Origin of the sequence: Streptomyces sp. NPDC094034, from assembly GCF_040303865.1 — a bacterium.
Classification (GTDB): Bacteria; Actinomycetota; Actinomycetes; order Streptomycetales; family Streptomycetaceae; genus Streptomyces.
Window position 1 is genome coordinate 1 of sequence record NZ_JBEOUD010000071.1, and the last position, 25,431, is coordinate 25,431.

At 67.2% G+C, this 25,431-nt stretch carries 21 protein-coding genes and 5 pseudogenes; 11 read left to right on the plus strand and 15 right to left on the minus strand.

Translation table 11 applies throughout. From position 1 onward, the window contains the following. Positions 1 to 354: 354 nt before the first annotated feature. Both ABTZ59_RS35115 and ABTZ59_RS35120 read right to left on the minus strand, forming a co-directional pair. Entirely contained in the window at positions 355 to 1,152 is a 798-nt protein-coding gene (locus ABTZ59_RS35115) for a maleylpyruvate isomerase family mycothiol-dependent enzyme (protein WP_351424398.1), read from the minus strand. Positions 1,153 to 1,185: 33 nt separating this feature from the next. Then, positions 1,186 to 2,571 (minus strand): NADP-dependent succinic semialdehyde dehydrogenase, encoded by a 1,386-nt coding sequence (locus tag ABTZ59_RS35120; RefSeq protein ID WP_351424402.1) that lies wholly within the window; start codon positions 2,569 to 2,571, stop codon positions 1,186 to 1,188. A gap of 210 nt (positions 2,572 to 2,781) precedes the next feature. Between ABTZ59_RS35120 and ABTZ59_RS35125 the strand changes: the two genes are divergently transcribed. Continuing rightward, positions 2,782 to 3,861: an NAD(P)-dependent alcohol dehydrogenase gene (locus ABTZ59_RS35125; protein ID WP_351424407.1), complete on the plus strand. Its 1,080-nt coding sequence runs from the start codon at positions 2,782 to 2,784 to the stop codon at positions 3,859 to 3,861. A 71-nt stretch (positions 3,862 to 3,932) separates the two neighbouring features. Here the strand turns inward: ABTZ59_RS35125 and ABTZ59_RS35130 are convergent, their stop codons facing one another. Further along, complete coding sequence (locus ABTZ59_RS35130) at positions 3,933 to 4,628, minus strand: type 1 glutamine amidotransferase domain-containing protein (RefSeq protein WP_351424410.1); 696 nt, start codon at positions 4,626 to 4,628, stop codon at positions 3,933 to 3,935. Between the two features lie 170 nt (positions 4,629 to 4,798). Between ABTZ59_RS35130 and ABTZ59_RS35135 the strand changes: the two genes are divergently transcribed. Next, positions 4,799 to 5,332 carry a YbhB/YbcL family Raf kinase inhibitor-like protein gene (locus ABTZ59_RS35135; protein WP_351424413.1) on the plus strand — a complete coding sequence of 178 codons (534 nt, stop codon included), beginning with the start codon at positions 4,799 to 4,801 and terminating at the stop codon, positions 5,330 to 5,332. Positions 5,333 to 5,371: 39 nt separating this feature from the next. On the opposite strand, the gene ABTZ59_RS35140 is transcribed toward ABTZ59_RS35135, so the two are convergent. From ABTZ59_RS35140 to ABTZ59_RS35155, 4 genes and pseudogenes are all read right to left on the minus strand, one after another. Then, entirely contained in the window at positions 5,372 to 5,947 is a 576-nt protein-coding gene (locus ABTZ59_RS35140) for a La RNA-binding domain-containing protein (RefSeq protein WP_351424416.1), read from the minus strand. A gap of 117 nt (positions 5,948 to 6,064) precedes the next feature. Next, positions 6,065 to 6,872: pseudogene (locus ABTZ59_RS35145) on the minus strand (IS5 family transposase). A gap of 39 nt (positions 6,873 to 6,911) precedes the next feature. Beyond that, a complete protein-coding gene (locus ABTZ59_RS35150; RefSeq protein ID WP_351424419.1) occupies positions 6,912 to 7,205 on the minus strand; it encodes a hypothetical protein in 294 nt (97 codons plus the stop codon). A gap of 111 nt (positions 7,206 to 7,316) precedes the next feature. Continuing rightward, positions 7,317 to 7,721, minus strand: a complete 405-nt coding sequence (locus tag ABTZ59_RS35155; protein ID WP_351424422.1) for a hypothetical protein — start codon at positions 7,719 to 7,721, stop codon at positions 7,317 to 7,319. Positions 7,722 to 8,626: 905 nt separating this feature from the next. On the opposite strand from ABTZ59_RS35155, the gene ABTZ59_RS35160 reads away from it, so the two are divergent. Continuing rightward, complete coding sequence (locus ABTZ59_RS35160) at positions 8,627 to 9,628, plus strand: AraC-like ligand-binding domain-containing protein (protein ID WP_351424427.1); 1,002 nt, start codon at positions 8,627 to 8,629, stop codon at positions 9,626 to 9,628. A gap of 481 nt (positions 9,629 to 10,109) precedes the next feature. Here ABTZ59_RS35160 and ABTZ59_RS35165 read toward each other — a convergent pair. Then, positions 10,110 to 10,280: pseudogene (locus tag ABTZ59_RS35165) on the minus strand (IS5 family transposase); the annotation flags it as partial. Between the two features lie 212 nt (positions 10,281 to 10,492). Here ABTZ59_RS35165 and ABTZ59_RS35170 point away from each other — a divergent pair. Next, positions 10,493 to 11,668, plus strand: a complete 1,176-nt coding sequence (locus ABTZ59_RS35170; protein ID WP_351424432.1) for a serine hydrolase domain-containing protein — start codon at positions 10,493 to 10,495, stop codon at positions 11,666 to 11,668. A 39-nt stretch (positions 11,669 to 11,707) separates the two neighbouring features. Here the strand turns inward: ABTZ59_RS35170 and ABTZ59_RS35175 are convergent, their stop codons facing one another. The 3 genes from ABTZ59_RS35175 to ABTZ59_RS35185 form a co-directional block, all read right to left on the minus strand. Next, entirely contained in the window at positions 11,708 to 12,541 is an 834-nt protein-coding gene (locus ABTZ59_RS35175) for an IS5 family transposase (RefSeq protein ID WP_351424466.1), read from the minus strand. A 72-nt stretch (positions 12,542 to 12,613) separates the two neighbouring features. Then, positions 12,614 to 13,033: a RacP protein gene (locus tag ABTZ59_RS35180; RefSeq protein WP_351424434.1), complete on the minus strand. Its 420-nt coding sequence runs from the start codon at positions 13,031 to 13,033 to the stop codon at positions 12,614 to 12,616. 2 nt (positions 13,034 to 13,035) lie between these two features. Then, on the minus strand, positions 13,036 to 14,034 hold the full coding sequence (locus ABTZ59_RS35185) for a DUF6192 family protein (protein ID WP_351424436.1): 999 nt from the start codon (positions 14,032 to 14,034) through the stop codon (positions 13,036 to 13,038). A 794-nt stretch (positions 14,035 to 14,828) separates the two neighbouring features. Here ABTZ59_RS35185 and ABTZ59_RS35190 point away from each other — a divergent pair. The 3 genes and pseudogenes from ABTZ59_RS35190 to afsR all read left to right on the plus strand — a co-directional run bounded on the left by ABTZ59_RS35190 (position 14,829) and on the right by afsR (position 18,619). Next, positions 14,829 to 15,017, plus strand: coding sequence for a hypothetical protein (locus ABTZ59_RS35190; protein ID WP_351424439.1), 189 nt, complete (start codon positions 14,829 to 14,831; stop codon positions 15,015 to 15,017). Between the two features lie 13 nt (positions 15,018 to 15,030). Beyond that, positions 15,031 to 15,195: pseudogene (locus ABTZ59_RS35195) on the plus strand (helix-turn-helix domain-containing protein); the annotation flags it as partial. 432 nt (positions 15,196 to 15,627) lie between these two features. Then, positions 15,628 to 18,619: pseudogene (afsR, locus tag ABTZ59_RS35200) on the plus strand (SARP-family global regulator AfsR). 201 nt (positions 18,620 to 18,820) lie between these two features. Here afsR and ABTZ59_RS35205 read toward each other — a convergent pair. The 3 genes and pseudogenes from ABTZ59_RS35205 to ABTZ59_RS35215 all read right to left on the minus strand — a co-directional run bounded on the left by ABTZ59_RS35205 (position 18,821) and on the right by ABTZ59_RS35215 (position 21,040). Continuing rightward, positions 18,821 to 19,210, minus strand: coding sequence for a hypothetical protein (locus tag ABTZ59_RS35205; RefSeq protein WP_351424442.1), 390 nt, complete (start codon positions 19,208 to 19,210; stop codon positions 18,821 to 18,823). A gap of 134 nt (positions 19,211 to 19,344) precedes the next feature. Further along, a pseudogene (tpg, locus tag ABTZ59_RS35210) lies at positions 19,345 to 19,898 on the minus strand (telomere-protecting terminal protein Tpg). A 167-nt stretch (positions 19,899 to 20,065) separates the two neighbouring features. Next, entirely contained in the window at positions 20,066 to 21,040 is a 975-nt protein-coding gene (locus ABTZ59_RS35215; protein ID WP_351424445.1) for a quinone oxidoreductase family protein, read from the minus strand. 115 nt (positions 21,041 to 21,155) lie between these two features. Here ABTZ59_RS35215 and ABTZ59_RS35220 point away from each other — a divergent pair, with 115 nt between their 5' ends. The 4 genes from ABTZ59_RS35220 to ABTZ59_RS35235 all read left to right on the plus strand — a co-directional run bounded on the left by ABTZ59_RS35220 (position 21,156) and on the right by ABTZ59_RS35235 (position 25,035). Continuing rightward, positions 21,156 to 21,749 (plus strand): TetR/AcrR family transcriptional regulator, encoded by a 594-nt coding sequence (locus tag ABTZ59_RS35220; protein ID WP_351424450.1) that lies wholly within the window; start codon positions 21,156 to 21,158, stop codon positions 21,747 to 21,749. Positions 21,750 to 22,003: 254 nt separating this feature from the next. Further along, entirely contained in the window at positions 22,004 to 22,501 is a 498-nt protein-coding gene (locus tag ABTZ59_RS35225; RefSeq protein ID WP_351424453.1) for a hypothetical protein, read from the plus strand. 53 nt (positions 22,502 to 22,554) lie between these two features. Next, positions 22,555 to 24,234: an ISAzo13 family transposase gene (locus ABTZ59_RS35230; RefSeq protein ID WP_351424458.1), complete on the plus strand. Its 1,680-nt coding sequence runs from the start codon at positions 22,555 to 22,557 to the stop codon at positions 24,232 to 24,234. A gap of 93 nt (positions 24,235 to 24,327) precedes the next feature. Then, positions 24,328 to 25,035, plus strand: coding sequence for a hypothetical protein (locus ABTZ59_RS35235; RefSeq protein ID WP_351424461.1), 708 nt, complete (start codon positions 24,328 to 24,330; stop codon positions 25,033 to 25,035). Between the two features lie 14 nt (positions 25,036 to 25,049). Here ABTZ59_RS35235 and ABTZ59_RS35240 read toward each other — a convergent pair whose 3' ends face one another. Further along, positions 25,050 to 25,283, minus strand: a complete 234-nt coding sequence (locus ABTZ59_RS35240) for a hypothetical protein (protein WP_503003856.1) — start codon at positions 25,281 to 25,283, stop codon at positions 25,050 to 25,052. Positions 25,284 to 25,431 lie beyond the last annotated feature (148 nt).

Here is a 25,431-nt window from a genome sequence, read left to right on the forward strand (position 1 = left end):
CGCTGGAACAACTCCCACAGTTCGTCCGGCACCAGCCGCTCAACGATTCCCACACAGACAGGCTACCGAACCAGCCAAATGAGATGGCTTCTTAGCCGCCAACACCCACGACAGCCTCGGACTGAAGCCCATGGTGGCGGTCTCCAAACGAGACACGACCCCGAAAACGGCTGGCACTGTCAGCCCCACAAGCTCCACGCGATCTGGGACGGTTGGTCACCCGTGCAGTTCTTGTCCACCCCCGGACCGGTGTGTACCAGCTCGTTGAGGGTTGAGAAGGAGACCGAACCAATGGACTGCTGAACCGGCCTCGGACCGGCGAGGTGGCGCGCAGGAGCGTCCGGGTCGGATGATTCAGATGACATTGAGGTGGTCGAGGAACGGGGTCGCGTCAGCCGGGTCGCCCGTGATGCGGCAGTGGTCGCGCCAGGGTGTGCGGGTGGTGGCCCAGGCGATGAAGTCGAGTGCCGTGCTGTGCACCCGGGTGGGGGCGTCCGCGCCGGGTGTCACGGTCAGGTAGCCGTCCTGGGTGGTCGCGGGGTGGACGGTGACGGTGGTCGCGCCGGGGCCGGTCAGGTCGAGGACGAGGGGGCGGCGGACGGTGGCGGTGAGTTCGGGTCCCTGCATCTGGGGGAGGCCGGCGAGCATGAAGTCGATGGCGGGGGCGACCTGGTCGTCGGTCGGCTCCGGAGCGGTGAGCGGGAGCGGGCCGTCCGGGGCGAGCAGGTCGTTGTGGAGGTGGCAGAGGACGTTGAACGCCATGGTGTTGGCGAGGAGGTGGCGGGGGTAGGTGCCGAGCCCGGGGACCTCGACGGGTTCGTCGGCCCCCGGAGGTTCCTGGGCGGCTGCCAGGAGGTCCAGTTGGCGGGGGGTGCTGTGCCGCCACTCGTCGAGGACTTGGGCGTGGCTGAGGCCGCGGCGCTGGTCGACGCGCAGGTCGTGGTAGCGCTCGCGGTTCTTGGGCAGCGTGGGGTCAGGCGGGGGTGGGTGTACGGCCTCGGAGGCGAGCGCCGCGAGGTGGGCCACCACGTCGATGACACGCCAGCCGGCGCAGGCGGACGGCAGTTCCCACTGGCCGTCGTCCACTTGGGGGACGATCTCGGCGAGTTGCGCCGTGATGGAGCGCGCGGCGGCCAGTCCGGCCCGGGTCATCGTGCTCCTCCCTCACCTGTCCGGCCCGTCCGTTCAGGCGGCGTTCTGCCCGATCCAGACGGTCTTGGCGTTCATGAACTCCCGCATGCCGAGGTCGGACAACTCGCGTCCGTAGCCGCTGCGTTTGACGCCGCCGAAGGGGATCTCGGGGTAGCTGGTGGTGTTGCCGTTGATGAAGGCCATGCCGGACTGGATATCGCGGACGAACAGTTCGCGTTCGGCCTCGTCCTCGCTCCACAGGTTCGATCCGAGGCCGTAGGGGTGGCTGTTGGCCTCCCGCAGGGCTTCCTCCAGGGAGGAGACGGTCCACACCTGTGCCACGGGGCCGAAGACCTCCTCGTGGTACATCCGCATCCGGGGGGTGATGCCGGTCAGGATGGTGGGCGGGTAGAACCAGCCGGGTCCGTCGGGGCGTTCGCCGCCCAGCAGTACGGTCGCGCCCTTGGCGACGGCGTCCTCGACGTAGGACTCCACGTCCTGTCGGCCGGACTCGGTGGCCAGCGGTCCGACGTCGGTGTCCTCGGCCATCGGGTCGCCCACCGTCAGGGCTCCCATCTTGGCCACGAACATCTCGATGAACGCGTCACCGATGGCCTCGTGCACGTAGAAGCGTTTGCCGTTGATACAGGACTGTCCGTTGTTGAGGGTCCGCGCCCTGACCGCGACGTCGGTGGCCCGCTCCAGGTCGGTGGAGGGCATGACGATGAAGGGGTCGGAGCCGCCGAGTTCGAGGACCACCTTCTTGATCTCGTCGCCGGCGATGGCGGCCACCGACCGTCCGGCGGGCTCGCTGCCGGTCAGGGTCGCGGCGGCCACCCGCGGGTCGCGCAGCACCTGTTCCACCCGTCCCGAGGAGATCAGGAGGGTCTGGAACACGTCGTCGGGGAAGCCCGCCTCACGGAAGAGTTCCTCCAGGTAGAGGGCGCACTGCGGCACGTTCGAGGCGTGCTTGAGGAGTGCGACGTTCCCTGCGGTGAGCGCGGGTGCGGCGAACCGCATGGCCTGCCACAGCGGCAGGTTCCAGGGCATCACCGCGAGTACGACGCCGATTGGCTGGAACGTGACGAACGTCTGCTGCGCGCCCACGCGTTCGCCGTTGCCTTCCAGGTCGCGCAGGAACGCGGGGCCCTCCGTGGCGTAGAAACGCAGCCCGTGCACGCACTTGACCACTTCCTGCTCCGCGGCCCGGAACGTCTTGCCCATCTCGGTGGTGATCATTTCGCTGACGCTCTCGACCTCCTTCTCCAGGCGGTCGGCGGCGTGCCGCAGCCACTCCGCCCGCTGCCCGCCGTTCGTCAGGCGGTAGGAGGCGGCCGCTTCCGCCGCGCGGGCGAGCTTGTCCTGGAGTTCCTCGGGGGTCAGTTCGTCGAACCTCCTGAGGACCTCACCGGTCACCGGACTCGTCGTTGCGATAGCCATGAATCCACCGTATAACCGGCCGGCAGGTCCGGCAATTCACCCATTTGCACCATCAGTGGGTGCGGCGGCTCCGGATGCATGGCATGCGCGGGGGTGCGACCATGGTGGGGTCCGAAGCGGCGGCCGCGGTGAACGGCGCCGGGACCGTGTTCTACCCGCGTCGCACTCCCCCGAGCCGCCCTTTTGCCGGTCGGCGAGAGCGAGAGACCCATGACGCAGCAGATGCAGGCAGCCCGGATGCACGGTTACAAGGAACCCCTCCGGGTCGAGGAAGTCCCGGTGCCCGAGCCCGGCGCGGAAGAGATTCTCCTGAAGGTCGCCGCGACCGGCATGTGCCGAAGCGACTACCAGCTCCTGAACGGCTACTTCGAGGGACCCTTCCCGGTGGACCTGCCCTACATTCCCGGTCACGAGGTCACCGGCCGGGTGGCGGGACTCGGCAGGGAGGTGCCCCCGACGGTGGGCTACTCGGAGGGTGACATGGTCGTGGTCAACCCCAGCTGGGGAGACGGCACGTGCCGGCAGTGCCGGGAAGGCAACGAACAGCTGTGCAGTGGCGACGGCCGCTGGGTGGGTTTCGGTCCGCCGGGCGGTTTCGCCGAGTACATGGCCGTGGAGTGCCGCCATGCGATCCCGGTCTCGGAGGAGGCCGCGCGGGCGCCGGAGCTCCTCGCCCCGATGACCGACGCGGGCATGACCCCGTACCGAGGGATGCGCAAGCTCCGGGATGCGGGCAAGCTCGGTCCCGGCCGGACCGTCGCGGTCACGGGCATCGGCGGGCTGGGCAGCTATGCGATCCAGTACGCGAAGCTGCTCGGCGGCGGTGCGACCACGGTGGCGCTCGCACGGACGGACAGCAAGCTGGACGTGGCGAAGGAGAACGGCGCGGACCACGGGATCAACGTGCGCAACAAGTCCACGGAGGTCATCCAGGACGAACTGGAGAGGCTGACCGGCCGCCGGACGATCGACGCCATCCTGGACTGCGTCGGAAGCGAGTCGTCCATCTCCATGGGCTTCGACCTGCTGGGCCCCGAGGGGGCGCTGGCGGCCGTCGGCCTGATGAGCCAGCGCGTCGAGCACCGGCAGTTCCCGTTCGTGGGCACCGAGCTGACCTACCTCGGCTCGTTCTGGGGCAACCACCTGGACCTCGTCGAGGTGCTCTCGCTCGCCGAGGCCGGCCTCGTCAGGCACAACGTGACCAAGGTGGCCCTGGAGGACATCAACGAGAATCTGGACGCCCTGGGCCGGGGTGACGTCGTCGGACGCCGGGTCATCGTCTTCGAGTAGGTCATCGTCTTCGAGTTCGATTCGAGTAGGTCATCGTCTTCGAGTGAGCCTGGGGCCCGCGGCGACGCAGCTCATGGCAGTGCCGCTACGAGTTCCTGGGCTAGCGGGCCGGAGGACGCGGGGTTCTGCCCGGTGAAGAGGTTGCGGTCGACGACCGTGTACGGCTCCCAGGCAGGGCCCCGCGAGTACTCGGCGGGCAGCTTCCTCAGCTCGTCCTCCAGCAGCCACTTGGCCTTGTCGGCGAAACCGACACCGGCCTCCTCCTCGTTGCAGAAACCCGTCAGCCGGTATTTCGCGAAGGGGGTGTCCCCGTTCGCGTCACGGGTGGCGAGGATGGCGGCGGGGGCGTGGCAGACGATGCCGAGCGGACGGCCGGAGGCGAGCGCCTCCCGCAGCAGCGCGCCGGAGTCCAGGTCGGCCGAGAGGTCCTCCATCGGTCCGTGGCCGCCGGGATAGTAGACCGCGTCGTAGTCCTCCAGGCGGATGTCCGTGAGAGGGACGGCGTACCGCAGTTCCTCCGCCTCCTCGATGACGGCCTCCTCGCGCAGGGCGTTCTCCTCGCCGCCCGCCATCCTGGGCCGCAGGCTCATCGTGTCCACAACGGGTACGACCCCGTGCGGGGTTGCCACGGTGACCTCGTGCCCGGCTTCGGTGAACACGCGGTAGGGAGCCACGAACTCCTCGGCCCAGTAACCGGTGGGATGCCGGTGCCCGTCCTTGAGGGTCCAGTAACTCGCGCCGGTCAGCACACACAGGATCTTGGCCATGGGACTCGCCTCCGGGACATGTGCAAATATGCCCATCAATTCTAAGCGGGTGTTCCGGAGGCCGCAGCTGGTGGGCGCCGGGCGGTAAATGCGCAGGGCATTCCCGCCACGGGTATTCTTGGTGCGTGTTTTCCTGAGGTGCGGCAAACCGACGGTGTCGAGGTATCGCCATGATCAAACCCTATGGTCCTTATGATTTCCTGCCGCCGATCAGAGCCTTCTCCGTGGCCTCGGAATCCGTGGCCAACGGCGGGGAACTGGCCCGCGAGCAGGTGAGCGGCATTCTCGGCGCCGGCGGGTCGGACATCTCGCCGCAGCTGAGCTGGACCGGTTTTCCCGAGGAGACGCGGAGTTTCACGGTGGCGATGTTCGACCCCGACGTACCCACCGCCTCGGGATTCTGGCACTGGGCCGTGGCCAACCTGCCCGCCTCCGTGACCGGCCTTCCGGCCGGGGCGGGAGACGGCAGGCGGCTGCCCGGCGCGGCGGTGACGCTCGCCAACGACGCCGGCTACCGGAGATACCTCGGTCCGGCGACGCCGCCGGGCAACGGCCCGGACCGCTACTTCCTCGTGGTGCATGCCGTGGATGCCGAAGAACTTGAGGTGTCGGATTCGACGACCCCCGCCTATCTCGACTTCCTGCTGTTCAGCCACGCGATCGCGCGGGCCACGATGTACGGGACCTTCGAGCGGGCGGCCTAAGACATCGTTTCTTGTGGCTGTTGACGGCTAGCGAATCGCTCAACAGGGGGTGACTTCGGGGTCGACTGGGGGCAGGGCCCAGGGCTCCAACGTGCCGTCGCAGAGTTCGGCAAGGAACTGGACGGCGCCACCCTCGTAATGCCACCAGCCGCCGTTGCGAGAGGCGATGGTGACGAGCCACCGCTCAGGGTTGTCACCGGTCGTGCTCCACAGGAACTTGTCGCCCTCATTGGACTCCGCCCACGGAAGCAGGCCGCCTGGTGCCGGATGCGGGCGCAGGCCGACGGACATATCGGCCTCCGCCCACGCATGGATGACCCCTTCAAGGTCGTCGCGGATACCGCGGAGTTGATGATGTTCCTCGCCCGGTTCAGGCAGGCCGACGAGGAGAAAGTCTCCGAGGGCGAAGGTGGAGTACCACTCAGCGAGGCGCTTGTAATCGGCGGGCAGCACGGTGCCCAGGCCGTCTTCGAGCAAGGCCCAGTCGATGACGGCAGGTACGGATCGGCGGTGCTCGACCAGTTCAGGGACAGCGCGTTCCAGTGCCGCGATAGCCTCTTCCGGCTCTGTGATGCGGTGCATCGGTGCCTGTGTGCCGATCAGATCCTCAGTCATGGCGAGCAGCGTGCCACGCCTGTCTGACACCAGCACCGTTGATGCCGCCAGGCCTGCCACAAAGGCCACCGTGTCCCTGCACCGCAGGCAACGAAGAACGCGGTGCGCTCCGGGCAGCTACTCGATCAGGCGGCGCTGGCAGATGAGGGTTGCAGCGATGCCGACGAAGGCGAGAAAGTGCTCTGCCTTCCGTTCGTCACGGCGATGCAGCCGTCGGCAGCCGGCCAGCCAGGACACGGTCCTCTCGACCACCCAGCGGTGACGGCCGAGCCGCTGGGAGGATTCGACGCCCTTGCGAGCGATACGGTGGCGGATGCCACGCTGACGTAGCCATCGACGCAGGTGGTCGTAGTCGTAGCCCTCGTCGGCGTGCAGCTTGGCGGGGCGCCGTCGGCGGGGGCCTCGACGGGACCGGATGGGCGGGATGCCACGCACGAGCGGCTGGAGACCGAGGCTGTCGTGCATGTTGGCGCCGGAGATGCCCAGGGACAGCGGCAGTCCGTTCCTGTCTGTGATCAGATGGATCTTCGATCCCATCTTGCCGCGATCGGTCGGATTCGGTCCCGTCAGCGACCCCCTTTGGCCGCGCGCAGGCTGACAGAGTCGATCGCGCATCGGGACCAGTCCAGCCCTCCACGGGCGCCAACTCGTCGAGGATGACACGGTGGAGCCGGGCCCAGACTCGGTCCCGGCTCCACTGGGCAAAGCGTCGGTAGACCGTCTGCCAGCACGGTCCGAACATCGGTGGGAGCTGCCGCCACGAGCAGCCCGAAGTGGCCACGAAGATGATCGCGCCCAGGGCCTGCCGGTCACTCGCCCGCCGCCGGCCCCCACCCTGCGGACGTATGACCTCCGTGGGAGGCACCACTCGCCGGAACAGCACCCACAACTCGTCCGGCACGAGCCGCTCAATCAGATCCGCCATGAACTGACCAACGCCCGTCGGCACCAAAGGAAACGACGTCTAAGCGATAGAGAATTCGACAGCGCCTTTTGCATGGTCGAGGACATCTGTGCCCGCTTGAGCCAAGAATGGAGATTCTAGCTGCTGGGACTGAATAAGTTCCCTGACCCTTGAGTTCACTTTCTCAGGCGCTCTCCACTCAGCATAGACTCCACTCGCCTCATCGTTTCCGGCATCGATCTCAATAGCGAAATCGCCAGATCCATTGCCAGCCGAGTCGAAGCCAAATGAATTCAGGGCAAGAAAGACATGATCAGTCAATTCCCGGACCTCTCGAAAATCTTCTTCACTCATTCGTTCAATGAAAATAGGCGTTCCTTTTCTGCCAGCTAAAAAGACGGGGCCCGATGGCAGGCGTATCATCCTGCCATCGGGCCCCAAGAGATTCATCCGATCAGTGCGACGCTACAACAGATAGCCCATCGCATTCTGAAAGAAGGACGGATCCTTGGCGGAGCCATTGTCTTCATGCCTGGCAGGTGGTCCGGAAATCACGAGGCCCGACATCTCGAACCCGGCGAATCCGTCGGTTCCAGAAGCTCTGGACGACCCGAACATGAAGGTTCCTTCGGCGCTTACTGAAACGCCGAATCGGTCTTGGATCTCGGCTGGATCGTCCGCCTCTGCCTCGTAGATCGATACCCCTTCATACCTCGGCCGGAGAAGCATGAGCTCGATGTGGCCGAAGTAGATGTCGATCCGCGAGGCTGCATCCGAATCCGATTTGACGCTACGCAGCAGCAAACTGCGATGACTGACCGCATACCGCCAGACTTGGAAGTCCCGTTCCGATTCATATAGCTTCCTCATTGTCCTCCTCCCGGGGTGACGGTGAGCCGGTCCCGAGTCTGGGCCCGTGCCCAAGGCTCCGCGGCCGCGGACTCGTCACACTCGGCGGCGGCCAGCCACCGCAACACCGTACGCTCCGTCACTTCCAACGACCCTGCCATCAGCCATACATGACGGGGAGTCAGTCTCGCTTCCTGCCGCAGGGCGAGCAGTCGGCGCACGGCTGGGGAGTTCGGCCGTCGCCCGTTCCGAGTCGCTCGGGGGCCATACCTGGCCACGCTGTCCGCAGAGGCCTTGGCGGCCTCCCTGGCCGAGCAGGGTGAAGACGGCTTGCGGGTGCTGGATCCGCTGTGACATGCAAGATCGGCGCTCTGTACTCAGAGCGCCGATCTTGTGCGGTTCACGCGGCAACGTGTACCCGCTGGGTTCCTGATCGCGTGGGTGGAGCCCGTAACTCACAGGAGCAGCCAGACGATTGCGACGCCCGGCCGATTCGACGCAGAGAAGCGTCTCGCGGAGCCGCAAACGTACGATGAACCTCCGGCGTGGAGCTGCCTCGCCTGCCGACCGACAGATTCACGAGGTGCGAACTGCCAGGCCAGGGCCACGATGATCGCCGGAAGGGTTTGCGCCGACGCACAACTGCGACGATCTTTCGCAAGACCTGATTGGGACAGCGCCGCATCTATCTCCCGATGGGTTGGGTCCCGCAGGTGCTCTGTGACGCCTATGGCCAGATCACGGCTGCGATCGCCCTCAACTGCGATTGAGTGCCTGTTTCTAAAGCTCGATGCGTCTTGATCTTGAGACTTCGTTGCCCGCGAGGAAGTGCGTGGCGGCATATGTGACCGAAGCGCCGCTGGACTGCGTGCGTCTCCCCATGTCACGTTCGAAGCTGCGCTGGAGTCGGCTACGGGGGGCTGGGAATGCTGTTGACGGGGTTCAGCACGGAGGCCGTGGCGGCGCCGGAGCGGTTCGCGCTGTTCGGGGAGATCACAGCAGGGTCACACATGCGCAATCTGATGCGCAGCAACGACCGGGAGGACTTCCGTGCCAAGGCGCGTGTCTTGGACTTGGGGGAGTTACAGGTGTCCGCGCTGTCCTTCCCGCATCTGGAGATCGCGCGGACAGCGAAGGTGATCCGGCAGTCCGACCCCGAGGTGTACATGATCAATTACCACCTCGGTGAGGAGGGGGCTTTTTCCCAGGCCGGAAGTGACATGGCGTTTCATACGGGCGACCTCACGGTGCTGGACAGCAGTCGTCCCTTCGACGCGCATGTCCACCCTCTTCAGGGCAGCTGGTCGCAACTGAATGTGCAGCTCCCTCACAAGCTGCTGCCGCTGCCGGAGAAGACGGTGCAGGGCCTCCTCGCTGTCCCGGTCAGCGGGCGCCGTGGCTTGGGAGGGGTGTTGGCCCGCTGGCTGTCCGACCTCAACGCGCGCGCCGGCGAGTTCACCCGAGCCGACATCCCCACCCTCAACTCGGTCACCCTGGACCTCCTGGCCTCCGTCATCGCCCGCTGCCTGGACGCTGAGAAGGCGCTGAGTCCGGAGGCCCGCAGGAGAGCCTTGCGGGCCCAGATCAGCGCCTACGTCGAGCAGCATCTCGCCGACTCGGGCATGACTCCCCAGACGATCGCGGACGCCCACCACATTTCCCTGCGCCACCTTCAGCAGTTGCTCGCCGAGGACGACACATCGCCGGCGGCCTGGATACGCCACCGCCGTCTGGAGCGCTGCCGCCTCGACCTGGCCAATCCCCGCCTGAACTCCCACCCGATCCAGGCTGTTGCCGCCCGCTGGGGCTTCACCAACCCTACGCACTTCAGCCGCCTGTTCCGGACCGCTTACGGGATACCGCCACGGGACTACAGGAACCTGCCGGCTACGGCGTGCGCGAATCGTCAACCACTCTGCGCGGACTGACAAGGCCGGGAACTCTCCCTCTCGACATCCTGGACATCGATCGCGACGCGGCAGGGCTCTTGTCCCAACGCCGATCGAATTCGTTCACGGGCTTTGAAGTATGTCCGGCACGGCCCATGGACATGCGAGAGCCCATCCTCGACAGAGAACGATGAGTCATGCATATGCGCAATTTCCTTGCTGGCGCCGCCCTCGGGTCCGCGCTGGTGCTTGGGGGCCTGGCAGCTCCTGCGCAGGCCGCTCCCGCAGCCGCCGACAGCAACACGACGGCAGCCGCACCGACCACAACCTCCGCCATCATCGTCGTCGGCTGGTACCAGAGTTTGGCGGCTTGCGAGGCCGACGGAGCGAACTCCGCCCATAGCTGGTGGGACTGCCGATGGAGCTCCAGCCGTGGCGCCTGGGGACTGTACGTGGACACCAACTCGTAAGAGGGCGTTTTGACTCATTGTTTCGCCCCGTTCTGCGTATTTGATGCGGTTCATGCGCCTCGCCAGGTTGGTGTTGATTCGCGGGTGAGGCGGCGGGCCATGAGGGCGATCATCGCGATGTAGATCATGGCGGTGGAGCGGGTGGGGAGGGCTTCGTAGTCGCGGGCCAGGCGGCGGTGGTGCATGAGCCAGCCCAGGGTGCGTTCGACCACCCATCTGCGGGGCAGACTGGAGCGGGGGTCTGGGGGCCGGCGAAGGCCCCCAGCACCCACCGGCGTTCAGAACCTGTGTCTGAACCTATTGCCGCTAGGCCGGGGCCTGGTTGGGGCAGGGAGGCACCCGTCGCCGGGGATGGTGTCCATCCAGCTGGCACCCGTTCGGCCAGGGGGTGGGCTGGATGGCTGGTGATACGTGATGTCCGTAACGTCGAGCCATGATCTTTCACCGCTTATGGTTATCGGCTGCTGTGCTGGCGCTGGCTGTGTCGGCTCTGCCGCCCACCGCTTCCGCGGCCACGCCGCGTTCTTCTGCTGCGGGTTGGTCCGTGCAGCGTGGCGCCGACGCACTGCGTGACGCCGGGGTCACGGGGGTGTCGGTCCGTCTGGAAACCCCGCAGGGGACCACCACGGCCCGCTCCGGCGTTGGAGACTTGGCCAGCAACCGCCCGGTCCCGAAGGGCGGCTATCTACGTCTGGGCAGTACCACCAAGACGTTCGTCGCCACCGTCGTGCTGCAACTGGTGCGCGAGAAGCTGCTGTCCCTCGACCAGACGGTGGAGCAACTGCTGCCCGGCACCGTGTCCGGAGCAGGCAACGACGGCCGAACCATCACGGTCCGCGACCTCCTGCAGCACACCAGTGGCCTGTACGACTACATCTACGACGTGTTCCCCGAGCCCAGTGCTCAGACGTACTACGCCAACCGGTGGCATACCTACCGGCCCGAACAGCTGATAGCCAAAGCCATGCGTCATGAGCCTGCTTTCCCGGCGGGAACACGATGGGCTTACTCCAACACGAACTACATCCTCGCCGGAATGATCATCGAGAGGGTCACCGGCCTTTCCTGGGAACAGGAGGTCCACGACCGCATCCTGCGCCCCCTGGGTCTGCGTCGCACAGAAACGCCCGGCACCTGGCCCTTCCTGCCGGAGCCGCACACGGCCAACTACCAGCAGTTCACCCCGGACGGCCCGATGGCCGACACCACAATGACCTACCGCCCCTTCGACAGCGGGGCCGACGGCTCGATGACCGGCACGGCCCGCGATCTCAACCGGTTCTTCACCGCCCTGAGCACCGGACGGCTCCTGGGCCCCGCTGAACTCGCTGCCATGCGGACAACCGTCCCGGTGCCGCAAGACAGCGGCCACCCGGCAGGCACCCGGGATGGCCTGGGACTGTTCTTCACCCCCTTGTCCTGCGGCCGCGGCTACTTCGGGCACGGAGGAAGCGGCTTCGGATACGTCATCCGCACTGCCGTCACCACGGACGGCCGGCGCACCATCACCGTCTCCGCTCACAGCCGCTCCGCGGACCCGAACACCGCAGTGCGCCAGGAAGAGGCACTACGGAACCTCATTGACCGTGCTCTCTGCCGCAGCTCGTGAAAATGCCCGGCGCCGTAGCCGATCACCACAGGGGACGGTTCAGAGCGGGAGACAAGCGGACGGACGTTTGGCTCCACGTGTCAGGCGTCTGGTCATCAGGGTGATGGCGGCCCAGGTGATGAGGGTTTCGGAGTGCTGGACGAGCCGTTCGTAGTCCCGCGCGTGCCGGCGGGCGTGCATCATCCAGGCCCATGTTCGCTCTACGACCCAGCGGCGGGGCAGCACGATGAACCCGGAGGCGTCCTTGGGACGGCTCACGGTCTTGATCGTGAGGCTGAGGTACTTCTTTGCCCAGGTCACGAGCTTTCCGGCGTAGGCGGAGTCGGCCCAGACGATGGTGATCTCGGGGTGCATCAGGCGGAGGCGGAAGAGGAGTTCCTTGGCGGCGTCGCGGTCGGTGAGTGAGGCCAGGGTGACCATGACCAGCAGGGGCAGGCCGCGAGTGTCGACCACCAGGTGACGCTTGCGGCCGTTGATTTTCTTGCCCGCGTCGTAGCCGCGTGAGTCCTTGCCAACGGTCTCGGCGGCCCTGACGCTCTGGGAGTCGATCACGGTCGCGACCGCCCGGGGGCCTTTGCCCATCTCGCGTCGGATCCGGCCTGAGAGATGGTCTCGGATCTGTCCGATCACGCCGCAGGCGGCCCAGCGGGCCATGAAGCCCCAAACAGTGCGCCAGGGCGGAAAATCCGCAGGCAGGGCCCGCCATTTGCAGCCGGTGTCCACGACGTAGCGGATCGCGTCAACGATCTCGCGGCGGGGGTGCTTCTCCGGCCGGCCGCCGGTAGGGGTGTCGCAGGCCGGAGTCGGTAACAGCGGTTCGATCAGGGCCCATTCGGCGTTCGTGGTGTCGGAGGGATAGCGGCGCTGGCGAATGTGGCTTCCCTTCGGCCCGGTGCGGGGTGAGGGTTCGCCCGGACCTTCGGCCGGGCGAACCCTCACTGGTGGTCAGGAAGAGACGACGAGATCGAGGGTGGATTCGATGGAGTTGACCTGGGCGATGATGTGCCGTACCCACTTGTCGCCCGGGTGGGCGGCGGCGTGCGGTGCGACCGGGCCGGTGAGGAACCGGCGGAACTCGGTGAGCTTCCCAGTGAGTACGGCCCGCTCGTATGCCTGGAGGGCCGCCGGTTCGGCGCCGAGCAGGTAGCCGTCGGCCCTCGTCCAGATCAGTGGCGGCCAGCCGTTCTCCGCGATGATGTCTCGCAGGCAGGCCAGACCGGCCCTGACCTGGCTGGGAGATAGATCGGAAGCGCGGGTCAACTGGTGGAACAGCAGCCCCGCGGGCCGGGCTTCGAACAGCACGAACCGCAGGGTGTCCGCGTGCCGCTTGGCGGCGTCGCCCCGGCGCCGTGAGGCGCGGGGCATGCCTACTCGCCCTTCAGTAGACGGGCCAGCTCGCCGTCCATGTCGACCTTGCCCGTGTCGACCGCGGTCTCGATCCAGTCCAGCGTCGCCCGGACCTTGGCGACGTTCTCGTGCACGATCGTGCGCTGGTCCTCGTCCAGCGTGCGGTCGCGCAGGCCCGGGACCGCCCGGCCGGCGGCGGCCACGAACGAGTGGCAGGCGGTGACCAGGTCCAGGAACTCCACTGTCCGGTCGATGTGACGGACCGCCGGGGCGACCGGACTGCTGTCCTCGAACCGATCGCGGGCTTGCCGGCTCCGCTCCGTCTGGGCATGGTTGACCTGGAAGCGAGCGGTGTCGTCGCTCATCGCCTTGAACGCGACGTCCGGCCTGCGAAGAAGGCTGGTCGCAGCGGTCGCAGCGACGGTCTCGTCGCGAGTGAACTCCTCCACCACCCGGACCTTGTCGGTCTGTGCCACTTTGGCCGCGACCTGCGGACGCCGCAGCAGATCCCCCGTCACGGCAGCGGCGACCTTGTCGTCCTGAGCGAGCGCGTGAATCGCGGTGACCTTCTCCCGAGTCGAAACCGGAGTCTCCACCTGGACACCGACCTGGCGCCGGGCATCGTCCACCGTCCACCGGGTCTTGCCCTCGGGTGGCGTGAGGATCGCGGCGAACCGTTCCACCTCGTCGTCGATGCTGGCCAGCACCTTGTGGACCGAGAACGACACCCCCTCCCGGCGCTTGTCGGCCGGCCACCGCGACGCCGTCCAGCGGGCCGTCTTGACCGTCGACACCGACAGACCGATGTCCTCGGCCAGCAGCCGCAGGGACACCTCCACCGACCACGCGGTCTCCGTAACCGGCCCGCCGCGGGGCCGGATCGGCTCGATCTCCAGGGCCTGGTCCCCGATCGTGAACTGTCCCTGCGTCTGCTGTTCGACCACATCCCGCAGCTCGGCAACGATCTGCTCATAGCGGGACTGACTAACGCTTCCGATCTTGTCGATCTCCTCCAGCATGGGGCTTCATCACCCATGCGGGCCGCAGCACGGAGCTGACGTCCGTGACGTGGACACGACCCGCTCATCACCGAGAGTCAGACCATAAAACAGAAGATCACAACGAATGACCATAAGTGACCGAAATCTGAACGAAGTTGGACTCAAGATGCGTTCGCGATGCGGTCACTGTGACCGTTCGCCGAACGTTTCCTTCCGCGACCGCCAGGCCCTCACCTTGCACCGGCCCGAGCAATACAAGGCCGTCGACCTCCGGTCGACGCCAGCCACCCACCGAGCCCCACAGACCGGACACTCGACCTCGCCCGCACGGTCCTGGACGGCCGCCAGACGTTTGCGCAACCACCGGTCCCGACGCCACTGCCAGGCACGACACGCCGACGAGCAGTACACCGCACCGGGTCTGGCGCCCGGCCTCAGCCGTTCGCCACAAGCCCGACAGTTCCTCTCCCCGGCCCACCCAGTGCCCTTGGACACCACCCCAGCGTAGAACCCAAGGCTACTCAAAACCGGAGCTTAGAAACAGGCACTGATGCACGAGGGCCGCGCCATGGACAGCGGCGCATCAAAGGTTTTGGAGGGCTGGCCTGGCGCGAGTAGGCGATGCCACGATGCAGATCCCCATCTCGGTGTCGGCAAGCACCAGTTGGGTGACATACCTGGAGCCCGCAACACGCCGACGCGCCCTGAGCGCGGGCGTCGAACTCAGGAGGCAGGACATGCCCCACACATCTCGCACGGTTGGGTGCGTCGTAAACGGCGCACCCAACAACAGGCTTTCGACACCCGATGCTGTGGTCATCGTCGTCATCACGGTGCTGGCCTGCGTGATGTCAGGCAGCGGCCTGGAAGCGTTGCCGACCCTGGCGGTACTGGGCGGTGCCGGCGTGGTCGCGTCGGGCACACTGCTCGCCCTGCGGGGCGGAGGGAAGCGACTGGGGTCACTGATCGTGCGTGTGGCACGCGCGATCCCGGCGCCGTAGGTGTGCACCGACCGTGGGGCGCAGAGAGAAGCCGATAGCCACATCCAACAAGGCACTGGACAAGCTGGCCTGCTGGCTGCGCGCCCAGCGCGCGGCCGGAGGATGGACATATGCCCAGCTGGCGGACCGCGCAGATGGGATTCACGCCACAACGCTTCAGCGTGCCGCGTCAGGACAGAGCGTGCCCAGCGCGCGTGTTGTCCAGGCGTACGCAGAGGCCTGCGATGCTTCGGTCGAGGTGGCAATGGATCTGTGGAGGAAGGCTCGCGGAGAGGAGCATTACGGGTCTGCCTCCGGTCGGCCGGAGCCGAGTCCGGCGTACGTTGACGGAATCGACACGTTCAAGGTCGTCCTGCAGGAGCTTTACGCGAGGGCCGGCCGGCCTACGGTGCGTGAGATGGAGCATCGGACCGGCGGCTTGGGAAGGCTGCCGCACAGCACGGCTCACCGCATCGTGCGGGGTCAGACACTGCCGCGCGACGAACACCAGCTGATCGGGTACTTGACCGCTTGTGGGGTTACCGAAGCAAAGCAGCCCCTGTGGATTGACGCGTGGAAACGTGTTCGCCCGCATGCTCCGTGCGAGGCGGTGCCGCAAGCGGGGACGGCGATGGTCGACCGAGTGCCGTGGGGCGCCGAGGGGCTGCGGGTGCTGGAGCAGCGGCGGACCGGTTCCCCCGCGAAGCCGCAGGCCCTGCGCTTCAGCGTGCTCGGCCCGGTGCGCGCCTGGCGTGCCGAGGGGCCGCTCAGCACCGGCTCTCCGCAGCAACGGGCCCTGCTCGCCGCCCTGCTGCTGCGCGAGGGCCGTACGGCGACTGCCGGGGAGCTGATCGACGCCCTGTGGGGCGATGAGCCGCCGTCGCAGGCGCTGGCCGCGCTGCGGACGTACGCCTCACGGCTGCGGAAGGTACTCGGCCCTGAGGTCCTGGTGAGCGAGTCGGGCGGCTACGCGGTGCGGGGGCTGGCCGAGAGCGCCTTCGACCTGGCGCTCGCGCAGGACCTGGCGGCCGAGGCGGAGAAGGCGCGCGGCGCGGGGAACCTGCACCACGCCCGCGAGGTGTTGGATCGCGCGCTGCAACTGTGGGACGGCGAGACACTGGCCGGCATACCGGGCCCGTACGCGGAGGCGCAGCGCGTGCGCCTCAACGAGTGGCGGCTCCGACTGCTGGAGTCGCGCCTCAACATGGACCTGGAGCAGGGCTGCCACGCGGAAGCGGTGTCAGAGCTGACCGCGCTGACAGCGGCGCATCCGCTGCGCGAGCGGCTGCGGGAGCTGCTGATGCTGGCGCTGTATCGCGGCGGCCGCCAGGCGGAAGCGCTGGCTGTCTACTCGGACACGCGGCGCCTGCTGGCGGACGAGCTGGGCGTGGACCCGCGCCCGGGCCTGCAAGAACTCCAACAGCGCATTCTCCAGGCCGACCCCGCCCTCGCGGAGCCGCCGGCGCCGGTGGCCGAACCGGCCGCGGAACCGGTGTGCCTGGCCCAACTCCCGGCCACGGTGCCGGATTTCACGGGCCGTGCCGCCTTCGTCTCAGAGCTGAGCGAGATCCTCGCCTCGGCGAAGGGCCGGGTGATGGCAGTGTCGGCCCTGGCGGGCCCTGGCGGGCATCGGGGGTGTCGGCAAGACAAGTCTGGCGGTGCATGTGGCGCATCGGACGCGGACTGCCTTCCCCGACGGGCAGTTGTACGTGGACCTGCGGGGTACGGGCCCACGGGCGGCGGAACCCGAGACGGTGCTGGGCTCCTTCCTGAGGGCGCTGGGAACCAGGGACTCGGCGATCCCCGAATCCCTGGAGGAACGCTCAGCCCTGTATCGCGCGGTGCTGAACGGCCGACGCGTCCTGGTCTTGCTGGACAACGCCAAGGACGCCGCCCAGGTACGGCCGTTGCTGCCGGGTATGGAGGGCTGCGCGGCCCTGGTGACGTCTCGGGTCCGCATGGCGGGCCTGGCCGGGGCGCATCTGGTGGACCTGGATGTGATGCCCCCGGACGAAGCGGTGAAGTTCTTCGCGAGGATCGTGGGCTCGGAGCGGGTGGCGTCCGAGCGGGCGGCCGCGCTGGACGTGGTCGCGGCGTGCGGTTTCCTGCCGCTGGCGATCCGCATCGCCGCCTCCCGGCTGGCGGCGCGGCGTACGTGGACGGTGTCGGTTCTTGCCGCCAAGCTGAGGGATGAGCGTCGCCGTCTGGACGAGCTCCAGGCCGGAGACCTGGACGTGAAGGCCACCTACGAGCTGGGCTACGGCGCCCTGGACCCCGCCCAGGCACGCGCGTTCCGTGTGTTGGGGCTGGCCGACGGCCCGGACATCTCGCTGGCCGCCGCCGCCGCTCTGTTGGACCTTCCGGTGGACGAGACAGAGGACCTGCTGGAGTCCCTGGTCGACACCTCGCTGCTGGAATCGGCGGCTCCGGGCCGCTACCGGTACCACGATCTCGTACGGCTCTTCGCGCGTGCCTGTGCCGAAAGGGACGAGTGGCCGCCCAGCGAGCAGGGCGCGGCGCTGTCGCGGCTGCTGGACTTCTACCTGGCCACGGCTGCCGCTGTGTACGCGATCGAGCGGCCCGGCGATCAGCTCGTGAACGACCTGGAGTCGACCGTTCGTCCTGGGTTGGGATTCGCCGGGCAGTCCGCGGCCCTGGACTGGCTGTACTCCGAGGCCGAATGCCTGCTGGCCTGCGTACGGCAAGCCGACGTGTCCAGGATTCGGCGCGCAGTCGATCTGCTCTGGGCGGCCAAGGACCTCAGCGAATCCGGGGCCAACTCCCGCCAATTCGAAACGGCCACAAGGGCCATGTGCGACGCCGCCCACGCCTGCGGTGACCCCCGAGCCGAGGGCAGGGCACGCACGGTCCTGGCCGATGTCCTCCTCAGCTCCGGCCACATCGAGCAGGCGGAGGAACAGGCACAGCTCGCCGCCGAACTCGCCGCCTCCGCGCACGATGACACCGCCATCAGCTGGGTGGCCAACAACCGAGGCCTCGTCCGGCTGCGCCAAGGCCGGCACACGGACGCCAAAGCCTTCTTCACTCAGGCCATCAATGGGTTCCGTATGCTCGGCAACCGGCCCTTCGAAGCAACTAGCCTGGGCAACCTCGCACAAGCCCAGCTGGGCCTTGGCGATACCGCCAACGCGGTCGAGATCGCGCAGCGCAGCCTCGCGGTTCACGCCGAATTCGGCCGGACGGTGCACCTCGCCAACGGCCACTACGTTGTGGGCACCATCCTCACCAAAGCCGGTCGGTATTCCGAAGCTCTAGCGCAGTTCGATGAGGCGCTGTTCGTCTTCAGGGACCACCGACAGCGGCTCTGGGAGGGAACGACGCACTTCCGGATTGCCGAAGCCCATCTAGCCGCCCGTCTACCCGCGCGGGCGGCTCAGCACGCTGAACAGGCCCTCACACTGCGCTGCATCGGAGGCGACCCGATGCGCGGCAACGTCCTGACCCTCCTGGGAAATGCGCTCGCGGAACTTGGGCAGGCGGACCGGACCAAAGCATGCTGGTACGAAGCTCTCAGCATCTTCGAGCAGACAGGGAGCCCAGAAGCGACCGAACTTCGTGCTCTCATCGAACGAGGATCAGAACCGCCTGGATGTCTGTTCTAATTCGCTGAGCCGCGGTTTCCGTCGGGTCGGGTGGCCGGGTCACGTTGCCGTGACCCGGCCACCCGACCTCAGGCGTGTGCCGAAGCGCGAAAGCTGCCACCGAGGTCGGCACCGACACGGGGTTTCATTTGGTCGAAGCCCGGTAGTTGTCACCCACTCGGCGCGGTACCTGTCAACTCGCCGGGCACAGCACGCTTGTTGTCACCCGAGGTCCGGCCGCAGGCACCCCGTATGCTCCAAGGCTTTACGGGCGGCGAGGTAGCCCGCGATCTTGAACGCTAGTACGTGAGAGCCGAACGTATCGGCACGGGCCCGCCGCAGCACCACCCGAGTGGCGACCGCGACTCCGTGCTCGGGCAGGCGCAGCTGCTCCTCGATCCCCATGGCGGCAGCCGCGTAGAAGCGTGACAGGTCATCGGCGGGTTCGTAGTCCACCGTCAGCTCTTGAGCCACCTCAAAGGCAAAGCCCTCGCCTGCGGGCTCGAAATCGACCTCTATCTCCGCGAAATGCGGTGCGCAGTTCTGCTTCTGATGCAGTACACGTACGCCGCGGATCGGACGCGGCGGGAACCGGGGCAGCGCGAACGTCATGCCGGAACGTTACCCCCTGCCCGGTACCCCGCTCCGCTTCCGCCGTCGGCCCAGGTGACAGAAGACCTACTTCTGTGACGCCCATCGAGCTTCGACTCAAGGCGGGAATTGCGTGGCATGCCTTCCGCTTCTATTCAGAAGTCCAAATCGAGGTAATCAATGTCGTTTAGCTCCACCTCCGACAGTCCCATAGCGCGACCGCCACCGTCCTGGAAATACACTTCTTTGAACCCTTCGGCGATGATTCCGCGCATGTCCTGGCTGCTTGCCCCGTGTCGCGGGCGTCGAAGAGGCGCTGTGCGTAAGCTGCGGGGAGGCGGACGGTCAGGCGGCGGAAGCGGCCGTCGTCGGTCGTACCGACCGGCGCGGTGTAGCCGAACCGGGCCTGCGTCCCCACCGTGATCCCGGTGGCGGCGGCCTGCTTGCGCCGACGCTTGCGGACCTGCGGCTGCCAACGCGAGCGGAGGGCGTCGTCGATCTTCGCGGCGATGTCCTTCGGCGGGTGCTTGCGCTCGCCTTTGCGGTAACGCTCCACCGAGCGCTCGCCGACGCCGAGCCCCTGGGCGACGGCCTTGGTCGCCTTGAGCTGCTTCATCAAGAAGTTGCTGCGGCCCTGGAGGGTCTTGGGCGGTTCCCGGGTGAATGCCTCCCGGTCGGCGCGCTCGATGGCATCCTCGGGCCCGTGAATGTCGATGAGAAATGACGGCACTGACGTGGCCGTGAAGGCGGGAGGGCCGGCCGCCCGTCAGGGCGACTGACCGTCGGTGGCAGGCAGCGGCAGGTGTCAGAACCTGTGTGGCTTGGCCCTCGCTGCTCGTCAGCCGTAACGACCAACGTTGGGATGGCCCGGCAGTCTTACGGGGCGACCAGTATGCGGCCCAGCTGTGCACGGCTCTCCAGCAGCCGGTGCACCTCGCTGGTCTCGGTCAGCGGCAGCTGGGCATGGACCGCTGCGTGGAGGAATCCCTGGGCCGCGTACTCGGTAAGTTCAGCCAGGTCCTTCGCTGCGCGCTCGGAGTCGGCCGCATACGCGGCTATGAGGGAGAACCCGGTGACGGACCTCAGGGCGAACAGGTCGGTGACGGGGATGCTGCCGAGCTCGCCGCTCGCGGCGCCATACGTCACCAGGCGTCCGTACGGGGCCAGTACGTCCAGGCTACGGCGCAAGATCTCGCCGCCGGCCGCGTCGAGGACGACATCCACGCCGCCGGGCGCGGCCGTGCGGACCTGCTCCGGCCAGTCCTCGTCGGTGTAGTTGACGCCGATGTCGGCGCCCTGACCGCGGGCGAAGTCCAGCTTGGCCGCTGTACTGGCCGTGGCGATGACCGTACCCGCACCGAGTACCTTCGCGAGCTGAATGGCCAGGTGGCCGATGGCGCCCGCAGCGGAGTGCACCAGTACGGTCTCGCCGCGCGTCAGACGCCCGGCGCGCAGCACACCCAGGGCCACTGGTGCCGCCATGGGGAGCGCGCTGGCCGTGCCTGCGTCGAGCCCGTCGGGTACCGGGACGAGCCGCGGCGTGTCAGCGACGATGAGGTCACAGAACGCGTCCTCGGAAGCCGTGGCGACCCGACGTCCAATCAGGGCCGGGTCCGTGTCCGGTCCGACTGCCTCGACCGTGCCCACCACGTCGCCGGTGAGGGACCTGGGTAGGGGCCGCCGGTAGAGCTCGGTCTGAGCCATGCCGCGCCGGAGCTGGGTGTCCACGAAGTTGGCGCCGATCGCCGCGGCCCGGATCAGCACCTGCCCCGCTTTCGGGACGGGCGCCGGGGTCTCTTCCAAGGCAAGGACCTCAGGGCCGCCGTAGGAGTGGTAGCGGATTCGTCGCATGGCAACTCTCCTCGAACAGAGTGATGTTCTAAACTGGACCGGCGGTCCAATTTCGACCGTACTGGACCGACGGTCCAGTTGTCTATGGGTGTTGTCCTGGATGAGGAGAGAGCTGATGGCGGAAGGCCGCCGCGAACGCGCCGATGCGACACGCAATCGGCGCGCGATCCTTGAGGCCACGGAGAGCCTCCTCGCCGAGCACCCTCCGGAGCAGGTCTCAATCGAGCGCATCGCTGCCGCGGCGGGCGTCGGCAAGGGCACGGTGTTCCACCGTTTCGGCAACCGCGCCGGCCTGATGCGGGAGCTGATGCTGGAACGCGCTCACGCCCTGCGCGAATCGGTCACGGAAGGCCCCCCGCCGCTGGGCCCGGGGGCTCCTCCCCGGCAACGGCTGCTGGCCTTCCTCGACGCGGTCGTGGACGTGGTCGGACGGAACAAAGGTCTGCTGGCCGCTCTCGGGCAGGCGGCGACAGCCCCTCGCGACGCCCAGGAGGACTCGTCCGAACAACACTCGGTCTACGGGTTCTGGCACGGCCACATCAGCGCGCTGATCACCGAGGAACGCCCCGATCTGGACGCCGAGGTGGTGGCCCATATCCTGCTCGGCGCTCTGCAGAACGGACCGATCGTGCGCCTGCTGGGGCAGGGAGAGACTCGACGGCTTGCAATGTCGCTGAGGCTGCTCGCCACCGGCGCGCTGGAGGAGTGACGTCCCGCCGGGAAGCGCCCCATCCGCCGAAGCGGTGGTCATGCCGGATCGCCGCGTATAGCTCGAACTCCGACATCCGCGGCATGACGAGCACCTTTCACCAGGAGCATCCTGCTGCTGCCCTGGCAAGTGGCCTGGCGCCTCCCAAACTCAGGTTCTGGTCCAACTTCTGTGGGGCCATCACACTCTGTAACCTTCCGGAACTGGATGGCCCTTCGTCACTGGCTGACAGAGCTGTTTGGGATCATGCCGGCATGGACTTCGATCTCGCCCCGCCAAACGGCGTTGGCCCGTTGCGGATCGGTATGACTCGACACGGGGCCAACACCGCGTTGGACTCGCTCCGAGATCCTTCTGCGATCTCGGAGTCCGACCGGCCGGGACAACACGTGTTCCGCCCCAACGGGCTGATGATCAGCATCCACTGCATGCGCGACATGCTCGAAGCCATCGAGCTGGGCAGGCCCTCGTCCCAAGCGGATCGAGTGTTGTTCCAGGGTGTGGACGTGTTCGCTCTTCCGGCCCGTGAGGTTGTCCGGCGCGTCGGGGAGCTCACCTCGATCGAGGAAGATCCTGACGACGATGCTTCATTCATCGCCCCGGACTTGCTGCTGAGTTTCTGGCGTCCGTTCGCGGCCGACGATGAGCCGGAAGAAGAACAGGGCTACTACTTCAGCTCGGTTCTGCTGGCACAGCCTGGCTACTACGACACCCCTGCTCAGGCTGCGGAGCGACTCAAGCAGAGCTCTTAGGGCTTGCCGGAAAACAAGTCGTGGCTTCCGGCTGCGAGAGTCGTTGTTCTGGTATGGGGAGACCGGAGGGGATCGAGGCGGTCCTGGCTGCGAAGTTCCAGGCATTGTTGCCGCATCTGGACGAGCGTCAGCGTCGGCTGGTCATAGGGGCGGAAGCGCGGTCGCTGGGGCATGGCGGGATCAGGATCGTCGCCGCTGCCGCCGGGGTCCGAGAGGGCACGGTCTCGCGCGGGGTAGCTGAACTGGAGTCTGGCCAGGCCCCGTTGGGGCGAACCCGCCGTCCTGGCGGAGGGCGGAAGAAGGCGACCGAGTCGGACCCCGGGCTGCGGCCCGCGCTGCTGGCACTGGTCGAGCCCGACGAGCGGGGCGACCCGATGTCACCGCTGCGCTGGACGACGAAGTCGACCCGGAAGCTGGCGGCAGAGCTGACCCGGCAGGGCCACCGGGTCTCCGCCGACACGGTCGCCGGCTTGCTGCGGGAAGAGGGCTTCAGTCTGCAGGCGAACGCCAAGACCATCGAAGGCTCCCAGCACCCGGACCGGGATGCCCAGTTCCGCTACCTCAACGAGCAGGCACGCGATCACAGGGACGCCGGCGACCCGGTGATCAGTGTGGATACCAAAAAGAAGGAGTTGATCGGTGACTTCAAGAACGCCGGGCACGAGTGGCGCCCCGCCAAGCAACCGGTGAGGGTCAACACCCACGACTTCCCCGGCCAGGCCGAGAAGGCGATTCCGTACGGCGTCTACGACATGGCGGCGAACACCGGCTGGGTCAGCATCGGCACTGATCACGACACGGCGGCGTTCGCCGTTGCCTCAATCCGCCGCTGGTGGCAGGCCCGCGGTCGGCACGACTACCCCCGGGCACACCGGCTGCTGATCACGGCCGACGGCGGGGGCTCCAACGGCTACCGCACGCGCGGCTGGAAGATCCATCTGGCCGACCTCGCTGCCGCGACCGGCCTGGAGATCACCGTGTGCCACCTGCCGCCCGGCACATCGAAGTGGAACAAGATCGAACACCGGCTGTTCTCCCATATCACCATGAACTGGCGCGGCAGGCCTCTGACCAGCCACGAAGTCATGCTCCAGACCATCGCCGCGACCACGAGCCGCACCGGTCTGACCGTGCACGCCGAACTCGACACCGGTGAGTACCCCACCGGCATCCGCATCAGCGACGAGGCCATCGCCGCTCTGCCGATCACCCGCCACCGCTTCCACGGAGACTGGAACTACACCTTTCACCCCTCAGGTCACCAACCGCCCCCAGACCTTCCCCGGCAACGCGGGCGGTCGGCCAGCGGCTCTCGCTCCCTCACGCCCCACGACCTGCAGCACCCCGAGCTGACCGGCATGTCCCGCAAGCAACTCAGCGACCTGACCCACACCTTGATCCCCAGGTTGGAAGAGCACCGCGAGCAAGTTCGTCACGCAGCCCGCGGAGGACCGCGCCGCGTCGCCCGCGGCACAGGCCGCAAACCCACACTCACCCCGGCCGACCAGATCCTGGTCACCATCCTCTACCTGCGAAAACACGCTCTCCAGGAGCTTCTCGGCGAGCTCTTCAACACCACCGCCATGACCATCAGCCGGGCAGTCAAAGATGTCCGCCCCCTCCTGGAAGCCCATGGTGTCTGCATTCCCGCCTCAACAGCCCGCTTCCGCACACCGGCCGACATCGCCAGATTCCTCGACCTGGACAAAATCAAGATCAAACCGGCATGTTGATTCCCGGCAAGCCCTTAGAACTCCTAACAGGGTGACCTTCAAGGCCCATCGGTGCTTGAGCGTTGGGTGACGGTCGCGTGCGAGGATGCTGCTGTGCTGGAGGAGATCAAAGCGGTGGACTGGGGTTCCATACCGGGTCATCCCGACTGGTATGAACCGGGACGTGCCGCCCGCGGTCTGAGCGCCCTGGCCGAGGCAGCGAATCTGGTACAAGCGGCGGAGGCTGGTTCGCGGCTGGCTGGCGGCGGGATTGTTCATGGTCACAGTGCCGCTGTCTTTCCAGCGGCTGTGGTTGCGGCCCCGCTGCTTCTGGACATCGCGCAGCAGGGTCATCCGGCGGCAAGAGACACCGCGTTGAACCTGCTTGATGAAGCTTTGTCGTGCTATCCGCATACCGGGTACACGCGGGTGATGGCTCCTGAGGGCGCTGCGGTTCCCCTCTGCTGTGCCATCGCCCACCACATACGAGCCCGCACCGATTTCCTCGTCGGGCTGGGCAAGAAGGGCAAGTCATTGCTGGGCGTCGCGGCCGAGCACTGGCGCTTCGAGATCCGCGAGTGTGTCACCGACAGCGGCGGCACAGCAGCCTTCGGCATGTTGGCCGGCCGTCTGCCCGACGGCGTGCATGCAGCGGAAATGCATCTTGCGGGTGCCGTCACCGTGCTGAGCCGACTCACCCTTGAATACTCGCCCGCGGAGAACTCTCTTGAAGCGTGCCTGCGGGTGTTCGGTCGGCATCCGGGCGAACTGCCACCAGGTGCCATGCTGTTTCCGGCGGAGTGTGGGGAGCGTGTGCACTGACCGGCACGAGTGTTTCAAGGAGCTTTGGGTGCGGGGGCCGGTTGCGATCGTGACGCGACAAGGCGCCTCCAGCAGATCAAGACGCATCCGAGGGTGAGGAAGGCTTCGTGAATGTCGTCGCGGATCTCCCAGCGGATTCGCAGGCGACGGAACCAGTGCGGGTGGGCGAACGCGCGCTCGACGACCCGGCGTTGGGTGCCCAGGCCGGAACCGTACTCGGTGCCACGGCGAGCGATCAGCGGCTTCACGCGGAGATCCCAGACCAGGCGGGCGGTACTTGTCGTGATCGTAGCCCTGGTCAGCTAGGGCGTTTCGTTTGGATCAGCTGGTCGTTGGTTCGGGTGTGCCGTTGACTGACGCGCAGTGGGCGCGGATCGAGCCGTTGCTTCCGGATCG